Source organism: Pseudomonas sp. TWR2-1-1 (assembly GCF_049897045.1).
Lineage (GTDB): Bacteria > Pseudomonadota > Gammaproteobacteria > Pseudomonadales > Pseudomonadaceae > Aquipseudomonas > Aquipseudomonas versuta.
On sequence record NZ_JAFCVM010000003.1, the window covers coordinates 560953 to 579363 of the forward strand.

At 62.9% G+C, this 18411-nt stretch carries 13 protein-coding genes; 1 reads left to right on the top strand and 12 read right to left on the bottom strand.

Translation table 11 applies throughout. From position 1 onward, the window contains the following. Nucleotides 1-83: 83 nt before the first annotated feature. Complete coding sequence (locus ACP7BO_RS10690; RefSeq protein WP_426210187.1) at nucleotides 84-1031, bottom strand: helix-turn-helix domain-containing protein; 948 nt, start codon at nucleotides 1029-1031, stop codon at nucleotides 84-86. A gap of 303 nt (nucleotides 1032-1334) precedes the next feature. Here ACP7BO_RS10690 and ACP7BO_RS10695 point away from each other — a divergent pair, with 303 nt between their 5' ends. Continuing rightward, nucleotides 1335-2612: an MFS transporter gene (locus tag ACP7BO_RS10695; RefSeq protein ID WP_426210189.1), complete on the top strand. Its 1278-nt coding sequence runs from the start codon at nucleotides 1335-1337 to the stop codon at nucleotides 2610-2612. A gap of 105 nt (nucleotides 2613-2717) precedes the next feature. Here the strand turns inward: ACP7BO_RS10695 and ACP7BO_RS10700 are convergent, their stop codons facing one another. From ACP7BO_RS10700 to ACP7BO_RS10750, 11 genes are all read right to left on the bottom strand, one after another. Continuing rightward, a complete protein-coding gene (locus ACP7BO_RS10700) occupies nucleotides 2718-3932 on the bottom strand; it encodes an MFS transporter (RefSeq protein ID WP_426210191.1) in 1215 nt (404 codons plus the stop codon). 118 nt (nucleotides 3933-4050) lie between these two features. Further along, a complete protein-coding gene (locus ACP7BO_RS10705; RefSeq protein WP_426210193.1) occupies nucleotides 4051-5088 on the bottom strand; it encodes a methyltransferase in 1038 nt (345 codons plus the stop codon). 17 nt (nucleotides 5089-5105) lie between these two features. After that, nucleotides 5106-7115, bottom strand: coding sequence for a TonB-dependent receptor (locus ACP7BO_RS10710; RefSeq protein ID WP_426210195.1), 2010 nt, complete (start codon nucleotides 7113-7115; stop codon nucleotides 5106-5108). Between the two features lie 430 nt (nucleotides 7116-7545). Next, on the bottom strand, nucleotides 7546-8964 hold the full coding sequence (locus ACP7BO_RS10715) for an aldehyde dehydrogenase family protein (RefSeq protein WP_426210197.1): 1419 nt from the start codon (nucleotides 8962-8964) through the stop codon (nucleotides 7546-7548). Nucleotides 8965-8978: 14 nt separating this feature from the next. Beyond that, nucleotides 8979-10304 carry an aminotransferase class III-fold pyridoxal phosphate-dependent enzyme gene (locus ACP7BO_RS10720; protein WP_426210198.1) on the bottom strand — a complete coding sequence of 442 codons (1326 nt, stop codon included), beginning with the start codon at nucleotides 10302-10304 and terminating at the stop codon, nucleotides 8979-8981. After that, on the bottom strand, nucleotides 10301-11818 hold the full coding sequence (locus ACP7BO_RS10725; RefSeq protein WP_426210200.1) for a serine hydrolase domain-containing protein: 1518 nt from the start codon (nucleotides 11816-11818) through the stop codon (nucleotides 10301-10303). The genes ACP7BO_RS10720 and ACP7BO_RS10725 overlap by 4 nt, the downstream gene beginning before the upstream one ends. A gap of 66 nt (nucleotides 11819-11884) precedes the next feature. Then, on the bottom strand, nucleotides 11885-13165 hold the full coding sequence (locus ACP7BO_RS10730) for an OprD family porin (protein WP_426210202.1): 1281 nt from the start codon (nucleotides 13163-13165) through the stop codon (nucleotides 11885-11887). A gap of 130 nt (nucleotides 13166-13295) precedes the next feature. After that, entirely contained in the window at nucleotides 13296-14927 is a 1632-nt protein-coding gene (locus ACP7BO_RS10735) for an ABC transporter ATP-binding protein (protein ID WP_426210204.1), read from the bottom strand. 2 nt (nucleotides 14928-14929) lie between these two features. Further along, complete coding sequence (locus tag ACP7BO_RS10740; RefSeq protein WP_426210206.1) at nucleotides 14930-15799, bottom strand: ABC transporter permease; 870 nt, start codon at nucleotides 15797-15799, stop codon at nucleotides 14930-14932. Further along, entirely contained in the window at nucleotides 15796-16737 is a 942-nt protein-coding gene (locus tag ACP7BO_RS10745) for an ABC transporter permease (RefSeq protein ID WP_060692326.1), read from the bottom strand. Before ACP7BO_RS10745 ends, ACP7BO_RS10740 begins: the two co-directional genes overlap by 4 nt. Before the next feature lie 11 nt (nucleotides 16738-16748). Beyond that, nucleotides 16749-18317: an ABC transporter substrate-binding protein gene (locus ACP7BO_RS10750; RefSeq protein ID WP_426210209.1), complete on the bottom strand. Its 1569-nt coding sequence runs from the start codon at nucleotides 18315-18317 to the stop codon at nucleotides 16749-16751. Nucleotides 18318-18411 lie beyond the last annotated feature (94 nt).

The following is an 18411-nucleotide window of genomic DNA, read 5'->3' on the forward strand; positions in this document are numbered from 1 at the left end:
CATGTGGGGCGTTGCTCGTTCAGGGCCGGTGTTCCGGTTCCTTGCACTAAGAGAAGCCGGCCCAACGATAGCTCGCCATGCAATCAGAGGGCCCGGTTACCCCGCACCGACTTCGGCGTGTGCCCGAAGTACCGGGTAAACGCCGCCGTCAGGTTGTTCGGGTGCTGGTAACCGATCTTGTATGCCACCTCGGAAACCCTGTAACCGGCGGCCAGCATCTCCCGTGCACGGGTCATCCGCAGCTCCAGCAGATAACGCCCCGGACTGACACCGTGGACCTGGCGGAAGTACTCCTTGAGCCGGTACTCGCTGACGCCCATCGCCGTACACAGGAAGCCGTTGTTCAACGGCTGGTCGAGATTGGACTTCATGAACAGGTCTATTCGGTCCAGGGTGTCCAGGTCCCGGGCCGTCAACCTGGCCTGGCGCGCCGGTGCGACTTCGAGGGCCTGGAGTTGTTCAGAGAGCAGGCTCAACACGTGAATGCGCTGGGTCAGGCCGTCCTGCCGTTGGATGCCCGGGCTTTTCAGACGGCGCAGGTGCTCGCTGGGGTTGATGTCATAACACGCCAGTCGGCGAAAACTTTCATGCTGGCCCAAGGCACTGCCGAGCAACCCCTGGCAGCGCTCAGGGCCAATGAAACGCGCCAGGGCCGACTCCGTGACCACCAGGCGTAATTGCTGGATCGGCGCGTCGGCGGCATACACCCGCTGGCCCTTGCCCTCGCGAAAAACAGAAACCGTCGCCTGGTTCGGCTGGAACTTCAATTCCCGGCCCTTAGGGCAATGAAACGCCGACTGACCGGACAAGGCGAAGGCAATCACCAGCATGCGCTCTGTCCCCTCGTGCAGGCACAGTTCGGCGCAAACTTTATGGGCGGTCATCTGCGACTTGATCACCGCGACCCCCGCTTCACAGTCCAGCCGCTCGACCTGATGGTTGCCCGCCCCGGCAACCCCCTCGAGCCGGGTCCAGGCAGAAGACACCGACAAATCCTGGCTTACCCGGCCCGGGCTCAATAACTCTCGCATATCCATCCCCCTCAAAGCGTGTCTTGTGGTGCCGTGGCAAAGCCGGCACCGCTCTCGTTGCAGCGGATCAGACTACGGCGCCAGGCAGACGGCCAGTCGTATGCCGTATCCCATAGATTATTCACCGCCACTCATATTCAATGCTAATCATTCTCATCCGCGATTGCACTAACATCCATTGCTGGCCGGTCATACCCGCCGGCACCACTGCGCCCTGGGTGACCAGGGCGCCCCCCTGTCAACGCCTGTCGCCCGCTCCGGAAGGCGGGCCTGCGCCTGATCGGGCGCCATAAGGAACTTCTCATGCTGACCCCTGCTCCACGCACCGCATGGTGGCCCCAACAGCTGCTGCTGGGCTGGCTCAACCTGGCGCTCACCGCGCCGCTGATTTATCTGTATATCGGCCTGCCTCTGGTCATGCGCCAGAACGGCTGGAGTGGCACCCAGATCGGCCTGATGCAACTGGCCGGCTTGCCCGCCATGCTCAAGTTCCTTCTGGCTACCCCCGTGGAGCGCTATCGGCTGGGACAGGCCAGCTACCGCAACTGGACACTGCTGCTGATACTTTGCTACGCCGGCACCCTGGGCCTGCTCGCGGCTCATGACCTGAGCACCACAGAGCCAAGCCTGATGTTTCTCCTGGCGATGCTGGTCAGCGTGCTCGGCACATGGGCCGATGTACCGCTGAACGCCTTGGCGATCCAGATCCTCCCGGAGTCGGAACGGGTACGCGCCGGTGCCATCCGCTCGGCAGCCATGTCCCTGGGCGCAATTGTCGGCGGTGGCGTGATGTTGCTGCTGTACACCCGCGCTGGCTGGGCCTGGCCCTTCTACCTACTGGGTCTGGGCCTGCTGTCGGGGGCATTGCTGCTGCCCTGGCTCAAGCCCAAGGCCGGGCAATCGCAGACGCCCTCCCTGAACCGCTCCGCGCCGCTTCCCGTGCAGGCTGGCTGGCGTCAATGGCCGGGGTACTTTGCCATTGCCGAACAGCGCATCTGGGCCCTGCTGGTGCTGCTGTATTACCCGTTCCTCGGCGCGGTGTGGCTTTACCTCAAGCCACTGATGCTCGACCAGGGCTTTGCGGCGGATCGTATTGCCCTGATCGTCGGGATAGCCGGCGGCCTGACCGGCGCCATCGCCAGCATGCTGGCCGGGCGCCTGACCCGCCTGATCGGTAGCAGCATCTGCCTGCCGCTATTGGCCCTGGGCAATCTGTTGGCCATTGGTTGCCTGACGCTGGTGGTGACGGTCGGCCTGGGCGACAACGCCATGATCGCAGCCGCCATGCTTGTGGCCCTGGCGATGGGCGCCTCGGCCGGCCTGATGTTTGGCTTGATGATGTACCACACCCGCCCCGGGCTCACGGCCATGGACTATGGCCTGCAATCGAGTCTGTTTGTCGCATCGCGCACCCTGGTACCGATACTCGCCGGAGTACTGCTCGATCGCCTCGGCTACAGCGGCATGCTCGCCTGCCTGCTGGCGGGCCAGATGCTGGTGCTCCTGCTTGCGTGGTATAGCCGCAAGCGGATCTTCAGCCTCAATCACTGCACTCGCCAGGCAGCGCCTGAGCCCGCGTGAACCCGGATGACTGCGCCGCGGCCTGATTGCGCCGCGGCTTGCTCCAGGCGTGTATTGATCCGCTGACTCACGGGCACTTCATAGGGTATGCCTGCTCCTTTGTGTTCAATCGGCCAGGGTGCCGGGTTTGCCGGCACGCAACGAAACACAAAGCTCGAACACCAGGATGGCGATCAAGGCTTGCACCGGCAGGTCCCAGCCGCCGAAGTACTGATGCAGCAGGCCCATGCCCAGCGGGCCGAGCACTGCAATCATGAAACCAAAGCCCTGGGCCATGCCCGACAACTGAGTGGTGATCTGTTGGTCGGGGCTGCGCAGCACAAACAGCAAGGCACTGAGGGCCGGTCCCGCGCCCTGGCCGACTCCCAGTATGAGCATCGCCACCCAGGCCATGGGCAAAGGGGCATACAAAAGACCCAGGCAACCTGCCAGGCAACAGCCCACAGTGGCTGCAATGTAGCCCCTCTGGTCCTTGACCCGGGCCGCCAGCACCGGCGCGAAGTAGCCGCCCAGTACCAGACCCGCCTGGGACACCGCCAGGTACAGTGCCGCCTGGGCGACGGTGGCACCCCGCTCGATGTAAATGCCCGGCAACCACACCAGCAAGCCGTAGAGGTTCAAGGCCTGCAAGCCGAAGAACAGGGTAATCGACCAGGCCGTACGGTTTTTCAGCACCCGGGGCCGGACTGCGCTCAACGTTGGGGCCGTAGCGGCAACCGGCTGGCCATGGATCAGTTGGGGTGCCCAGAACACCAGAGCGATCAACGCCGGAATCGCCCAGGCACCCAAGGTCAGGTAGGCGGCGTCGACATTGCCCCCCAGGCCCTGATAAATCGGCACGGTCAAGCCGGCGGTCAAGACTGCGCCACCCCCGAGCATCAATGAAAACAGGCCCATAATGTGGCCGATCCGGGTCGGCTGGAACCGCTTGCGCACCAGGGCCGGCACCACCACATTCATTACCGCGATACCGACGCCGGCGAGCAGGGTTCCGGCAAACAGACCACTCACACCAAGGGCTCGCATCCCACAGCCCACGGCCAGCACTGACAAAGCCGCAAATAAGGTGCGCTCTTCACCAAAACGCTGGCGCAGGCGAACCCCCACCAGGGCGAACAGGCTCAGGCAAATGGGCGGCAGAGAAGCGATCAGGGTCGCTTGGGTCGTGCTCAGGCGCAGCTCGCCGAGGATCGGCCCGAGCCCGGCAAAAGCGATCCGCAAGTTCAGTGTCACCACAATAAAGCCTGCCAACAGCCACAGTTCGCCGCCCGCCAAAGCGCCCTGCCCGGGCCCGGTGGCGGCGGATTGTTCAATGCTCATAAGAAACTCCAGACAATAGAAAACCCGGCGCATGGCAGAGCCATACGCGGGTGGACAGCAAGAAATGAAGATCAGGCCACAGGACTGGCCATCGGACACAAGAACGGCAGGCCGCGGATCATTGCTCGCCTTTGCGTGCCAGCCACACGGTCAACGGGGCCATGGGGAAATCGCATTCACCGCCAAGCTCTACGCTGGCGAACCCCGCCTGCACCAGCAGCCCGGCCAATTCCCCGGCACGCGGGACAAAACGTCCGGCCATCAGCATTGACAGGTAATACGGCATGACCCGCACATTCATTCCAGGTTGCCCGGAGCGTTCGGCGTGGGCGCTGATAAACAGCCCGCCCGGGCGCAATGCGTCATGCACGCGGCGCAGCAGGTCGAGGCAATCAGGCACGAAATGCAACACCGAGGAACACCAGATCACGTCATAGCCTTCGCCAAATGTGTCCTGGCTCAGGTCGCCGCCAAGAATCGCGATGCGCTCCTGCAAGCCGGCATCGGCCGCCAGTTGCCCGGCCACCGCAGCAGTGGGTGGCCAGTCGAAGACTGTCGCGTGCAGGCCGGGGTATTGCCGCACGAGGGCCTGGGCCACCAGACCCGGCCCGCCACCGAGGTCGAGCACCCGCTCGGCGCGCTGCACCTCGGGCAGTATCTGCAGCAATGCAAGCACGGCCGGCACACTGATGGCCCGTTGCTCCTGAGCAATGTGGCTGGCCGCTGCCGCGGCCCAGTCCTGCCCACTGCCCGCAGGTTTTGCTGGCGCCATAGCAGGTTCGCCAACCACCCGCTGACGCAGGCTGGCACCTGACTGGCGCAAGGCCTTGACCCGGAAATGCCAGGCGTCGACACAACCGTTTGGCCCGGGCAACCAGTAGCGCCGTGAGATTTCGCTCAAGCCATAGCGGCTGCCGTGCGGCCCGTCTATGCGCTGCAACAGCGCCATGCTCCAGAGTAATTCGAGCCAGTGGCCTGTGTTGTCCGGCGCCAGTTGCAGGCGTGCGGCCAGGGTTGGCACGTCGAGCGGCTGCTCCAGGGCACTGAACAGATCCAGTTCCAGCGCCAGGGTCAGGGCTTCGGCCTGAACCGCTGCGCCGGCCAGTTGCCAATAGGCTTGCAGCGGGTGGCTGTAGTTGAAATCAATAATATTCACGCTCTGTACTCCCTTATTTACAAGTCGAACGTCAGACGCAATCCCAACTCCCGAGGGGGGCTGTAGACGTCCACGAAACCATTCTGGTAGCCCACTGCGTCGTAGCGTTTGTTGGCCAGGTTGTTGACGTAAGCACTGATTTCGAAGCGCTCGAAACTGCGCCCGACATCCAGGTCCACCAGGCCGTAACCAGCCCGGCTGTTGCTGTTGGCCGCGTCCAGGTAGGTGCGGCTGACGGCGCTCAGATTGAGCTGGGTGTACCAGCGGTTTTCGGCGTCGTAGCGCAGCCCCAGGTTGCCGGTCAGGTCCGGGGCGAACGGGTTGTGATTGCCGGAGTAGTCATTGGCACCGTCGGCGAAACTGTCGAAACGGGTACGGTTGGCCGCCAGTGCGCCCTGGATCGTCCAGCCGTCACCCAGCAGGTAGTCCGCCTGCAATTCCAGGCCACTGGAACGCGCAGACGCAGCATTGGCGATGTACACCACTCCCGGGATGAGCATCTGCTGCACCTGCATGTCGTCGATACTCATGGTGTACAGGGCCACCGAGTACAGCAGGCGGCGGTCGAGGGCGCCGCCCTTGAGCCCGATCTCCCAGGAGCGGACTTTTTCCGGGGCATAGGCCGGATAGTTGGCGGCCGGGCTGAAGGTATTGAAGCTGCCGGCGCGGAAGCCGTCAGCGACGCTGGCATAGAGGAAGGCGTCATCCATCCATTCGTATTGCAGCGCAACCTTGGGCGAGAAACGCTTCCATGAGGCATCGCGCGAATCGCCGCCTTGCGGGGTGAAGCGTACAAAGTCGCGTTCGGCGCGTCCGCCCAGGGTCAGGGTCCAGCGTTCGGCCAGCGGGATCATCCAGTGGCTGAACAGTGCCGCGCTGTGCCCTTGCAGTTTGGCGCTGTAGGGCAACAGGTGCATCGGGGTCTTTTGCTCGCCGCCCAGGTCGTGGCGGTCGCGGTCAAAATACATCCCGGTGACCCATTGACTGTCGCCCAGCGTGCCCTCCAGGGTGAACTGTTGGGACAGGGTATTGAAGTGGTTGTCGCGGCCGATATGCAGCGCGTCGGCAGGCCGGAAATCAGTGTCCTGCAAGACCCGGTCATAAAAGTCGCTGTTGCCGGTTACCGAGCGAAACTTTAAACCCGAAGCCAGTTCGGTGCTCAGGTCCAGGGACACGCTGCGTGCACTCGAATGATCCCAGCCCCGCACGCCGGAACTGACCCGCGTGCGACGGGTGCCGGATGCGCCCCACTGGGCCGCACCATCGTCATAGTCCTGACGCGAGTAGCGCAGGATGGCCTCGCTCGTGTCGTCCGGCGTCCAGCGCAATGCCATGCGCCCGCCGTGTTTTTTGCGATCGTCGGCCTGGCCGCCATGGTAGAGGTCGTCAATGAAGCCATCCTGTTCGCTCCAGTTGCCGGTGACCCCGAGGAACAACCGGTCCTCTACCAGCGGCCCGCTGAGGTCGGCGCGGGCCACGCGCCTGTCACGGCTGCCCAGTTCGGTGGACAGGCGCGCGCGCGGGGTATTGTCCGGGGCGCGGGTATAGATATTCACTACCCCGGCTTCAGCGTTGCGCCCATACAGGGCCGACTGCGGCCCGCGCAGCACCTCGACCCGCTCGATGCCCAGCATATCGTGATCAAAACCCTGGGCCATAAAGGTCGGGACCCCGTCGACCATCATCAGTGCCGAGGAGGAATAAGAGGCAAAGTTGGAACTGATACCGCGCACCACCGGCGGCTGGATCGCCGACTGGCCGAAGGGCTGGAAGCCGAAGCCCGGAACCCGCCGCAACAAGGCCGGCAGGTCCTGTACATGCTCGCGCTCCAGGGTCTGGCCGTCGAACACACTCATCGCCGCCGGTACCGATTCTGCACTCTGGGACAAGGTATTGGCGGTCACCGTGATCGCTGGCAGCTCTTCCAGCGCTTCGGCCGGCGAAGCAGCGGCAACCAGCAAGGCGGCCCATAGCGATGTGCTTTTTCCCCAGGCGCAACGACTGGCCCCAGGCAGATTGACATTCATTTGATGCGCTCCCAGACATGCTCATTGGTTCAATGGCAGAAAGGTTATCAGCGACAAAGAATGATAATCATTGTTGTTTGTATGCCATCCAACGAATTACATCTGGATTCCGGCGCGCACTATTTTGTATGACGCAATCACCTGGGGGTGCACCCGTAATACTTTTCAAAAGCGCTACTGCAGCTCGAAAAGTGTTGAAACCGCCACCGTAGACACATAGATGCCTGACTCCAGAAGCTCACGGGCCTTTGCCATGCAGATATCCGTATTACTTGATTGTCCCGACAGCGCAATTGCTACCGTCAGGGCACGCCCGTGCGGGCCACCTCAAGAGCCTGGTGCTGGTGGAACTGCAAGCGTGAGGGACATCTCGGCCGGGCGTAACCTCAAGGTGTGAGCCTGCAGTCTGCAACGGCGTCAGGGCTAACCGCTAATACCCGAACAGCGACTTGCTCTCCAGGTATTCGTCAAACCCCGACTCACCCCACTCACGGCCGTTACCCGACTGTTTGTAGCCGCCAAACGGCGCGGCCTGGTCGGCCCGTGCACCATTGAGGTGGACCATCCCGGTGCGCAGTTGGCGGGCAACCTTGCAACTGCGCTCCAGGCTTGCCGAGGTGACGTACCCCGACAAGCCGTAAGGGCTGTCGTTGGCAATGGCGATGGCCTCGGCTTCGCTGTCGTACGGCATGATCGCCAGCACCGGGCCGAAGATTTCTTCTCGCGCCACCAGCATGTCCGGCGTGACGTCGGCAAATATCGTCGGTTGCACGTAGTAGCCACGCTCAATCCCACGGGGTCGTCCCGGCCCTCCGGCGACCAACCGCGACCCCTCGGCAATGGCCTGCGCGATCATGGCCTGTACCCGTTCAAACTGCATTGCGTTAGCCACCGGGCCTATGGCTGAGGTCGGCTCACTGTCGTCGAAGCACACCTGGTTCAGCACTTGCCGGGCGATATCAATCACCGCCTGTTGCTGCACACGAGGCACCAGCAAGCGCGTCGGTGCATTGCACGACTGGCCGCTGTTGCGAATACAGCCCAGCACGCCGTGGCGCACCGCACTCGGCAGGTCGGCATCGTCGAGCAGGATATTCGCGGATTTGCCGCCCAGCTCCTGGGATACACGCTTGACCGTATCGGCGGCCATTTTGGCCACAGCGATACCGGCGCGGGTCGAACCGGTAAAAGACACCATGTCCACATCAACATGGCGGGCCAGTGCGGCTCCCACCCCAGGGCCGTCGCCGTGGACCAGGTTGAATACCCCTTTGGGCACGCCGGCTTCATGCAATATCTGAGCGAGGATATGCGCCGACAAAGGCGCACGCTCACTCGGCTTGAGTACCAGGGTGCAGCCCACCGCCAGGGCGGGCGCGAGCTTGCAGGTGAGCTGGTTGAGCGGCCAGTTCCACGGGGTGATCAGGGCACTCACGCCAATGGGCTCACGCACCACCAGCGTATTGCCCAGGCGACGTTCGAAACGGTACTCGCGCAACACCTCCAGCGCCTGCACCAGGTGGCCAAGGCCCGCCGGTACATGGGCGCTGCGAGCCAGGGACAGCGGCGCGCCCATCTCCAGGTGCACCGCTTCGATTAACGCTTCGCTGTAGCCTTTGTAGACCTCGATGATGCTGTGCAGCAGGTCAATGCGTGCCTCAAGTGAACTGGCGGCGTACGCCGGGAAAGCCTGGCGGGCCGCGCTGACTGCACGGTCCGCATCCTGCGCGTCACCCAGGATGATGCGCGCGACCACCTGTTCGGTGGACGGGTTCACCACCGTTTCGACGGTTTCGCCGTGGGGTTTGACCCAGGCGCCGTCAATATAGAACTCAAACAGATCGGACATGCCGTCGACTCCCCTCAGGCCACCTGATTCAAAGCACCCGCCAAGGTGTCAAACACCTGGGCAATCTCCTGCGGGCTGATCACCAGCGGCGGCGAGATCACGATGGTGTCGCCCGAGCCGCGTACCAGCACGCCATGTTCAAAGCACCACTGCGCAACTTCGCTGCCACGGGCGCCGCCAGCACCGGGGCGCGGCTCAAGTTCGACGGCGCAGAGCAAGCCGATGGCGCGTACATCCAGCACCGGCCCAACGCCCTGCAGTGCCAGCGCGGCAGACTGCCAGAGGCCGCTGACCGCGTTAACGTGCTCATTGATGCCCAGTTCGCGGTGCACCTCGATGGTCGCCAGCCCGGCCGCGCACGCCAGCGGGTGCGCTGAATAGGTATAACCGTGCATGAGCTCGATGACGTTCGGCGGCCCGGCCATGAACGCTTCGTACACCGCGCCGCTGACCAGCACGCCCCCCATCGGCACGGCGCCGTTGGTCAGGCCTTTGGCTGTGGTGATCAGGTCCGGCGTCACGCCGAAAGCCTGGGCGGCGAAACTGGCGCCAACGCGGCCAAAGCCGGTAATTACTTCATCGAATATCAGCAGCACGCCGTGGCGGGTGCAGATCTCGCGCAAGCGTTGCAAATACCCCAGAGGCGGCGGATACACCCCACCCGAGCCCGTCACCGGCTCGACGATGACGGCGGCCACGGTGCCGGGGTCCTGGATGTCCAGCAGTTGCGTCAACGCATCGGCATAACTCTCGCCCTGCTGCGGCTGCCCCGCGCTGAAACGCATGCCCGCGTCGTACGGCAGCGGCAGGTGTGAGACCTCCCCCAGCAGCGGACCAAAGTCACGCTTCTGGCGGCCGATACCCGACACCGACAGGCCACCGAAACCCATGCCGTGGTAGCCCTTGGCACGCCCGATAAACTTGGTGCGGCGGCTGTCGCCCCGGGCCTGGTGATACGCCCGGGCGATCTTCAGGGCGGTGTCCACCGCTTCGGAACCCGAATTGGTGAAGAACACTTGCTCCATACCCGCCGGGCTGATTTCGATCAGGCGCTCGGCCATCTCCAGGGCCTGGGGGTGACTCATCTTGAATGACGAAACAAAGTCCAGGCGCCCCGCGGCCTCGCGAATGGCTTCGACAATTTTTGCCTGGCCATGCCCGGCGTTGACACACCACAACCCGGCCATCGCATCCAGCACGCGCCGGCCATCGCTGGTGGTGTAGTACATGCCGTCGGCGCTGGTGAACATCATCGGTTGTTGCTGGAACTGGCGCATCGGGGTAAACGGCGCCCAAAACGCGCTGCTCGCGGTACCTGCCGGGTGGGAAAGATCGTTCATGGTAACTCCTGAAAAGCTGTTGCGGGATGTCCGCTCAGCGTCGGGCGCTGCAACGGACCTGCGTTAACGTTGACGCTGCGGTCCACAGACAAGGTGCCGTGCTCAAGCCGGCAGATGACGCGGTCACAAAAGGCCGTTTCGACAAATTGCCAGCTCATGCTCAGCGCCCCGTCTTCGGTCCAGACCGCTTGCGCCACTACCGGGGTCATGTCCGGCTGGTATTGGTGATGCAGATAGTGGCCGGTCATGCTGGTCCGGCTTTCGATGGCGTCGGCGAACCCGGCGCGGATGCAGTGGGTGCCACGCGGGTCGGTGAGGTAGAAGTCGCAGTAGCCGGCACCAAACACCAGGCGCACCTGGCTGACCTGATCTTCATTGGCCCGCATCACGAACGTGCCGCTGAACCCGGCCTGGCGCGATGAGGTCGATGCGCCAGACAGAGACGGCCGCTGCTGGCGGGCCAACAGCGCCGCCAGCCCCGGGTCTGCCGCGCTGTCGGCCGGCCCGTCCAGCGCAGGCAACAGGTGTTCCCACAGCAGGCTGTGCAAGCGCCGTTCGCCCAATGGCAGCCCGGCAGTAAAGGCAATCACCGCGTTCTGCTCCGGCAGCACAATGCACTGCTGGCCAAACACCCCGGAGGCGTAATAGCCGCCGTGCAGGGTCATCCACCACTGGTAGCCGTAGCCCTCGCGGCGGGTGATACCGGCGTCGCCGGACTCGTCGCGGCCCAGGTAGCGCTTGCCATCGAAGGCGCCCATCCACACATCCTCGACATGCCCGCGCGTGGCCTCGGCCACCCACTCACTGGACAGCAGTTGCTGCCCTTGCCAGTTGCCTTGCTGCAAGTGCAGCACGCCGAACTTGAGCAAATCTTCGGTGCTGCAACTCAAGCCGTTACCGCCGGTGTTGTAGCCGCCAGGCGCCAGGTCCCAGTCAATGCGGCCCATGCCCATGGGCTGGAAGATACGTGCGTTGCACAGTTCAAAGGCGGTCTGGCCGCTGACCACACTGACAATCGCCGAGAGCATGAAACTCGACGCGCTGCTGTAAATGAAGCGCTGTCCTGGCGGGTCTTCGACCGGCTCGTTGAGGAACAATCTGACCCAGCTTTCACTGCGCCCACGCCAGGCCCCGCCAGAAATCCCCTGGCGATGGCCGGTGCGCATGGTCAGCAAATCGCGCACGGTCATGGCCGCCAGGTGCTCGCTGATGTGTGCCGGGCAGTCGGCGGCAAAAAAGCCGACAACCCTGGCGTCCAGCGACAGCAAGCCGTCATCCACCAGCAGCCCGATGGCCATCGATACCCAGCTCTTGGTGGCCGAGTGCTGAACGTGCAGCCGGTCGGCACGGTAAGGTGCCCAAAACGCTTCGGCCACCACCGCGCCGTCGCGATACAGCATGAAGCTGTGCAATTCCAGGCCCGCAGCGTTCACCCCATCGATGAAATCACTCACGCCACGCGCCGATACGCGTTGTTGACTGGGCGATGCCCGCCGCAACGGCAAACTCGTCATCTGATCTATCCCCTCATTCCACTGCATGGGCGTGCCACAGGCTCACCCTGTCGCACGCCGTTACCACTACCAGAGCGCCAGGCTGTAACCCAGGATCACTCGATTCTCATTGGTGTCGCGGGCAAAGTTGCTGGTGGCGCTGGCGTTCTGCCAACGCAGCGACACGTTCTTGAAGGTGCCGCTCTGCACCACATAGCCCAGGCTTAAATCACGCTCCCATTCGCGCCCTTCCCCGTTGAAGCCGATGACCTTGGCGTTATCGCCCTTGGCATAACGCGTCGAAAACAGCAGGCCCGGCACGCCCAGTACGGCAAAGTCATAGTCATAGCGGGCATGCCACACCCGTTCGTTGGTCTGGGAGAAGTTGGCCAGTTGGTACTCGGTGAACAGGTAGGTGTTGGTGCCGTCGACATAGGTGAACGGTGTCGCGCCGTACTGTTGCTGGTATCCGCCGCTCAAGTTGTGGCCATTGAGGCCGTAGCCCACCCGGGTACTCAACGCACGGTTATCCACTTTGCCGGCAAGCGCCGCGCCGTCTTCGCTGGCACTGAAGTAACGGATGTCGGTCTTGAACGTACCGGGGCCCCACTTGAAGCTGTTTTTCAACCCCAGATAATGCTGTTGGTACAGGCTCTCCAGTTGCGCGAACTGGTAGGTGACCACGGTGGTCGGCGTCAGCTTGTAATCGCCGCCGGCGTAGCGGAATTCATCGCTCTTGGCGCTGCTTTTGTAGGCGCCGTACTGGCTGGTAAGCCCCATGTCCTCGTAGTGAGTCGAGTCACGCTGCTTGACCTGGTCCAGTTGGCCCACGCTCAACGTCAGGTTGTCGATGTCTTTGGAGGTCAGCGCCGTACCACTGAAACTCTGTGGGAACAGACGGCTGAGGTTCGGTTGCAGGGTCGGCAGGTCGGGCACCATGTAACCCACCCGCAGCTCGCTTTGGGCCAGGCGCGCCTTGCCGGTGATACCGAGCTTGGAGTAGTTGTCATGGGCGCGGCGGGCATAGCTGGGGGCACCCGGCTCGGCCACGCTTGAGCGCGCCAGCAGCCCGGTGCCTGAGTTGTCGGGGCTGGAATCGAGCTTTAGACCCAGCATGCCGACCACGTCGAGACCAAAACCGACAGTCCCCTCGGTGAAGCCCGACTCAACGTTGAGGATAAAGCCCTGTGCCCACTCCTCGCGCTTGTTCTGCCCGCTGGATTCGCGGTAGTCGCGGTTGAAGTAATAGTTCTTCAATTCAAGTGCAGCTTTGCTGTCGGAGACGAAGTCGGCCTGGGCAAACACGGGCATGAAACTGGCGCCCATGACTGCGGTACTGGTGACGACTTTGTTGATGCGGTTGTTCATGTGTACGTTCCTGGCAGACAGGTTGAGTAGGGTTATTTTTGTTTTCTTCGGCCATGGCTTCGCCCGCTTCGCCAATCACCGATTTGCGAAGGGTGGGGTTTGAACGCCATGGCCTGGGGTGCAGCAGTCGCTAAATCACGCTGGCACGGAGCCGGTAACTGCCATCCGCACGTTTCTCCAAGGGGCTGGCCGCCGCGAGTAGCCGACGGGTATAGGGGTGTTGCGGGGTGTCGAAAATACTGTCGCGCGAGCCAATTTCAACCACCTCGCCCTGGTTCATCACCGCCACACGATGGGCGATGCGCTCCACCGCCGAGAGGTCGTGGGAAATAAACAGGCAGGCAAACCCGTACTGGCGTTGCAAGCGCTCGAACAGTTCGAGGATCTGCTTCTGGATGGTCATGTCCAGCGCCGAAATCGGCTCGTCGGCGATCACCAGCTTGGGCCGCCTGACCAGCGCCCGGCCAATTGCCACGCGCTGGCGTTGACCGCCGGAGAGTTGATGGGCAAAGCGCTCGCGAAACTGCTCGGGCAAGCCCACGTCCAGCAGCGTGTCGGTAACCCGCTGACGTTTTTGCTCAGGCGTCAGCCCCGGTTCGTGGCGCAACGGTTCGGCGATGATCTGGCCGACGGTCATGCGCGGGTCCAGGGATGAATACGGGTCCTGGAAAATCATCTGGCATTGCAGGCGGTGCGCACGGTTGGCGGCCTTGAGGATGTCCACCCCTTGAAACACGATCGCCCCGGCGCATGGCGTGACCAGCCCGACCACCGCACGTCCCAGGGTGGTTTTGCCCGAACCGCTGCCACCGACCAGGGCCAGGGTCTCTCCCGGGGCGATGCTCAGGTTCACCGAATGCACGACGCGCTTTGGCACGCTGCGCCCCCAGAAACTGCGGGGGCCGGGATGTTCGATACACACATCCTTAACCTGCAACAACGCGTTGTCGCAGGCCGGCAGTGGCACCAGTTCGCCGCGGCGTGGCAGTGCTTCGAGCAGCTGGCGGGTGTATTCGGCCTTTGGCGCCAACAGGATATCTTCGATACGGCCCTGCTCCACGGCCTTGCCCGAGCGCATCACCACGACCTTGTGGGCATAACGCGCCACCAGAGACAGGTCGTGGCTGATAAACAGGATCGCGGTGCCCTGCTCGCGGGTCAGTTCCAGCATCAACTCGATCACGTCCAGCTGTGCCAGGCAATCGAGCGCTGTGGTCGGCTCGTCGGCGATCAGCAGTGCCGGGCGCAGCAACATCACCGAGGCGAGCATGATGCGTTGGCGCATGCCGCCGGAGAACTGGTGCGGGTAGGACGCCAGGCATTTCTCGGCGTCCTTGATGCCAATGCGCTGCAGCATTGCGATACAACGCTCGCGGATCGTTGCGGCGTCCAGAGTGGTGTGCAGCTTGAGCGCCTCACTCATCTGCCGACCAATCGTCAGGGCCGGGTTGAGCGACACCATCGGCTCCTGGAATACCATGCCGATCCGCGCCCCCCGCACCTCGCGCATGCCCTTGGTATCAGCGGTATTGAGCGGTTCGCCTTGAAAGGTGATGCGACCGCCGCACACCTGCATCGGCGTGGGCAGCAAGCCAATGACAGCGCGGGCGGCCATGGTCTTGCCGCTGCCCGACTCGCCCACCAGCGCAACGATCTCGCCGGGGGCCATATTGAAACTGAAGTCATCGACAGCCAGCGGACCGTCTGCACCGACCCGAATCTGTAGATTTTCAACAGCCAGTAACGTAACTGGAGCGCTCATGCTCATGTCCTCATGCGCGGGTCGAGACGATCACGCAAGGCATCGCCGAACAGATTGATAGCCAACAACGTCAGGCTGATAAAGATGCCCGGGAAGATCCCCAGCCACGGCGCATTGGATATATAGGTACGGCTTGCCGACAGCATGCTGCCCCAGGTGGCCGCGGGGGGTGGCACCCCGAGGCCCAGGAAGCTCAGCGCACTCTCCGAGAGCAAGGCCCAGCCGAACATGCTGGTGGCCAGCACACACAACGGCGCCAGACAGTTGGGGGTGATGTGCCGGAACATGGTGTACAGCTCCGAGTTGCCAATCACCCGCGACGCCTCGATAAACTCCAGTTCGCGCAACGACAGCACGCTGCCACGCACCACCCGCACCACAGACGGGGTGTAGGCGATGCCCAGCGCAAGCACGATGCCGTACTGGCTGGCACCGATGATCGCCATGATGCCCAGGGCCATGAGAATCCCGGGGAACGCCAGCAACGCATCGTTGAGCATCATCAGTACCCGGTCGGTCCAACCCCGCAGGTAACCGGCGAGCATGCCGATCAGCGTGCCGCAGATCACCGCTACAGCGACCGACAGCAAGCTGATCCACAGGCTGGTACGCGCACCAATGATCAAGCGGCTGAACACATCACGGCCGAATTCGTCGGTGCCCAGCCAATGCGCTGCGCTCGGCGGCTGCAGGCGCGACAACAGATCCAGCTTCAGCGGGTCGTACGGGGTCCACACCACGCCCAGCAGCGCCAGCGAAATCAGTGCCGCGAGCAAGGTGCCGCCAATCAATGCATTGAGTGGCGGGTAACGCCAGGGCCGCCGGGGCTGACAAGCCGGCCCGGCCGGCAAGGAAAGAGTCTTGAGGTTCATAGCTTCACCCTTGGATCAAACAACGGATACAGCAGATCCACCAACAGGTTGACCAACACGTAGATGCAGGTGATCAGCAGCAGGCAGCCCTGCAGCACCGGGTAGTCGCGGGAGAAGATCGCATCCACCATCAGCCGCCCGATACCCGGCAAGGTGAACACGGTCTCCAGTACCGCAATGCCGCCGAGCAAATTGCCGAGGATCAGACCGATCAGCGTCCAGGTCGGCGCAAATGCGTTGCGCAAGGCGTGCCTCCACAACACCGCACTCTCGGACAAACCCTTGGCCCGTGCATGGGCGATGTACTCCAGGCGGAGCACTTCAATGGTGCTGGCCCGGGCCATCCGCGCAATGGCGCCGAACTCCACCAGGGTCAGGGTGATGATCGGCAGCACCACATAGGTCACGGCCTTCAGCGGGTCGCTGGCGAAGCCGACGTAGCCAATCACCGGCAACCAGCCCAACTGAATGCCGAAGACATACAGCAGCAACAATCCCAGCCAGAAACTGGGCACCGACAACAGCAAGGTCGCCGTTGCCACCAGGCCCAGGTCCATCGCGCTGTTTTGCTTCCAGGCCGCGAGCAGGCCCACCGGCACTGCGAGCAGGGTCGCCAGTAACACTGAAACCAGCACCACCGTGGCGCTGACGCTGAAGCGTTCGACTAGCAACTCCAGTACTGGCTGGCGACTGCTGATGGACACCCCCAGGTCGCCACTGAGCACCGACTTGATCCAGATCAGGTACTGGCTCACCACCGAGTGATCCAGCCCCAGGCTGCTGCGCATGTCGGCCAGGCTTTGCGGGTCGGCCATGTCACCGAGCATCAGCAACGCCGGGTCGCCAGGTATCAGGCGGATCAAGGCAAATACAATCACCGAGATCAGCAGCAGGGTCGGCACCGCCATGCCGAGCCTGTGCAATATGAATCGAAACATAGCTGTACGCCTTACTTGGAAGTGTCGGCCAGCTTCACGCCCCACAGGCGCGGCTTGGCAACGGGCCAGGAGCGGTAACCTTCAACGCGCTGGCCCATGGCGCCGATGGCTGTACCGTTGTAGATGACCACCATCGGCACATCCGTGAGCATCAGGGTGTGCAGCTTGTCGAACAGTGGCTGGCGTTTGGCGGGGTCTACCTCACGCTGGGCGTCGCGCAATATCGCCAGGGCCTGGGGGTTATCCCAGACTTTGCGCGGCTCCTTTTGCTTGTCGCCGATGACAGACTCATAGCTTTGCGCCGCATCAAAGCGCCCCGAATATGAAAACGACATCATCTGGTAACTGCCGGTCTGGTAGCGCTCCAGTTGCGTGCCCCACTCCAGCGTCTCCATCTCGATATTCAGCCCCGCCGCCTGGGCCATGGCCTGGCTGAGCAAGCCCATATCGAACATCTGCGGGTAGCGTTTGTTGACCAGCATGCGAATTTTTTCGCCGCTATAACCCGCCTCTTTCAACAGGCGTCGGGCCTCGTCGAGGTTGTAGGTGTAGCCCTGGTGGGCGGTGGCGTCGTAATAGGGACTGGCAGTAGGAATCACCGAGTTGTTGACCACCGACAAGCCATCGGACAACGCCGCAACCATCTGCGCGTAATCCAGGGACAGCGCCACCGCACGACGAATACGCACGTCCTTGAGCAGCGGGTCAGTGGTCTGGAACAGCAGGCCGCTGATGGTCATGATCGGGCTGACCTGTATCTGCAGGTTCTTGACCTGCTTGAGCTGTGCAGCATCCATTGCCGTCACGTCCGGCAGCAGGTCCACGCCACCTGACAGTAACGCGGCCTTGGCCGACGCCGAATCGGGGATCACCTCGAACCGCACCTTGTCGATAAACGCCTGCTTGTTGCCGGTGTAACCGTCCGCCTCGGCCTCGGCACGCGGGGTGTAGTCCTTGAAGCGATCCAGCTCGACGTACTGGCCTTTCTGCCATTTGCCCAGGCTGAACGGCCCGGTGCCAATCGGTGCGCGCCAACTGCCATCGGCGGCCAGGGAGTCCGGGTGCACTATGCCGCTGCCGGCGCAATCCGGTCGGGCCATTGCAGCCAGAAACAAGCCGTTGGCCTGGTCTAGCTGGAACACCACGGTTTTCGGGTCGGGAGTGGTCACATCGACAATTTTCGCCGCCCCGCGGCCATCGAACTCCGCCAGACAGCGCCACTGGGTCTTGGGGTCCAGGTAACGTTGCCAGGTCCATTGCACATCCCTGGCCGTCAATGACTGACCATTTTGAAAGCGCACCCCGTCACGCAGGGTAAAGGTGTAGCGCAGGCCGTCCGGCGATATGTCGACCGCACTGGCAAGCAGTGGCGCGATGCTGGTGTCTTCGCGATACGCCACCAGCCCTTCGACGATATGCATCATCACCGCGTCGGTATTGTCGTCGCGGTTGACGCCCGGGTCGGTGCTGCGGATGTCACCATTGAGGCCAACTCTGATGACCTTGTCTTGCGCGACTGCCATCGACACTGTGCACGCCGACATTGCGACGGCCAGCGCCGTCTTTACGTAACTGTTCACGGGAGAAAGACTCCTTGAAGAAATATTCCGGTCGGTGGCGAGAGCCAAGGCAGGACCGGCATCAGAATGAGTGAATCCTTGGTTATTGTTATAC

Bases quoted from the DNA above. Each gene is read 5' to 3' on its own strand.
- ACP7BO_RS10690 (WP_426210187.1), bottom strand. From the start codon at position 1,031: ATGCGAGAGTTATTGAGCCCGGGCCGGGTAAGCCAGGATTTGTCGGTG.
- ACP7BO_RS10695 (WP_426210189.1), top strand. From the start codon at position 1,335: ATGCTGACCCCTGCTCCACGCACCGCATGGTGGCCCCAACAGCTGCTG.
- ACP7BO_RS10700 (WP_426210191.1), bottom strand. From the start codon at position 3,932: ATGAGCATTGAACAATCCGCCGCCACCGGGCCCGGGCAGGGCGCTTTG.
- ACP7BO_RS10710 (WP_426210195.1), bottom strand. From the start codon at position 7,115: ATGAATGTCAATCTGCCTGGGGCCAGTCGTTGCGCCTGGGGAAAAAGC.
- ACP7BO_RS10715 (WP_426210197.1), bottom strand. From the start codon at position 8,964: ATGTCCGATCTGTTTGAGTTCTATATTGACGGCGCCTGGGTCAAACCC.
- ACP7BO_RS10720 (WP_426210198.1), bottom strand. From the start codon at position 10,304: ATGAACGATCTTTCCCACCCGGCAGGTACCGCGAGCAGCGCGTTTTGG.
- ACP7BO_RS10725 (WP_426210200.1), bottom strand. From the start codon at position 11,818: ATGACGAGTTTGCCGTTGCGGCGGGCATCGCCCAGTCAACAACGCGTA.
- ACP7BO_RS10730 (WP_426210202.1), bottom strand. From the start codon at position 13,165: ATGAACAACCGCATCAACAAAGTCGTCACCAGTACCGCAGTCATGGGC.
- ACP7BO_RS10735 (WP_426210204.1), bottom strand. From the start codon at position 14,927: ATGAGCGCTCCAGTTACGTTACTGGCTGTTGAAAATCTACAGATTCGG.
- ACP7BO_RS10740 (WP_426210206.1), bottom strand. From the start codon at position 15,799: ATGAACCTCAAGACTCTTTCCTTGCCGGCCGGGCCGGCTTGTCAGCCC.
- ACP7BO_RS10745 (WP_060692326.1), bottom strand. From the start codon at position 16,737: ATGTTTCGATTCATATTGCACAGGCTCGGCATGGCGGTGCCGACCCTG.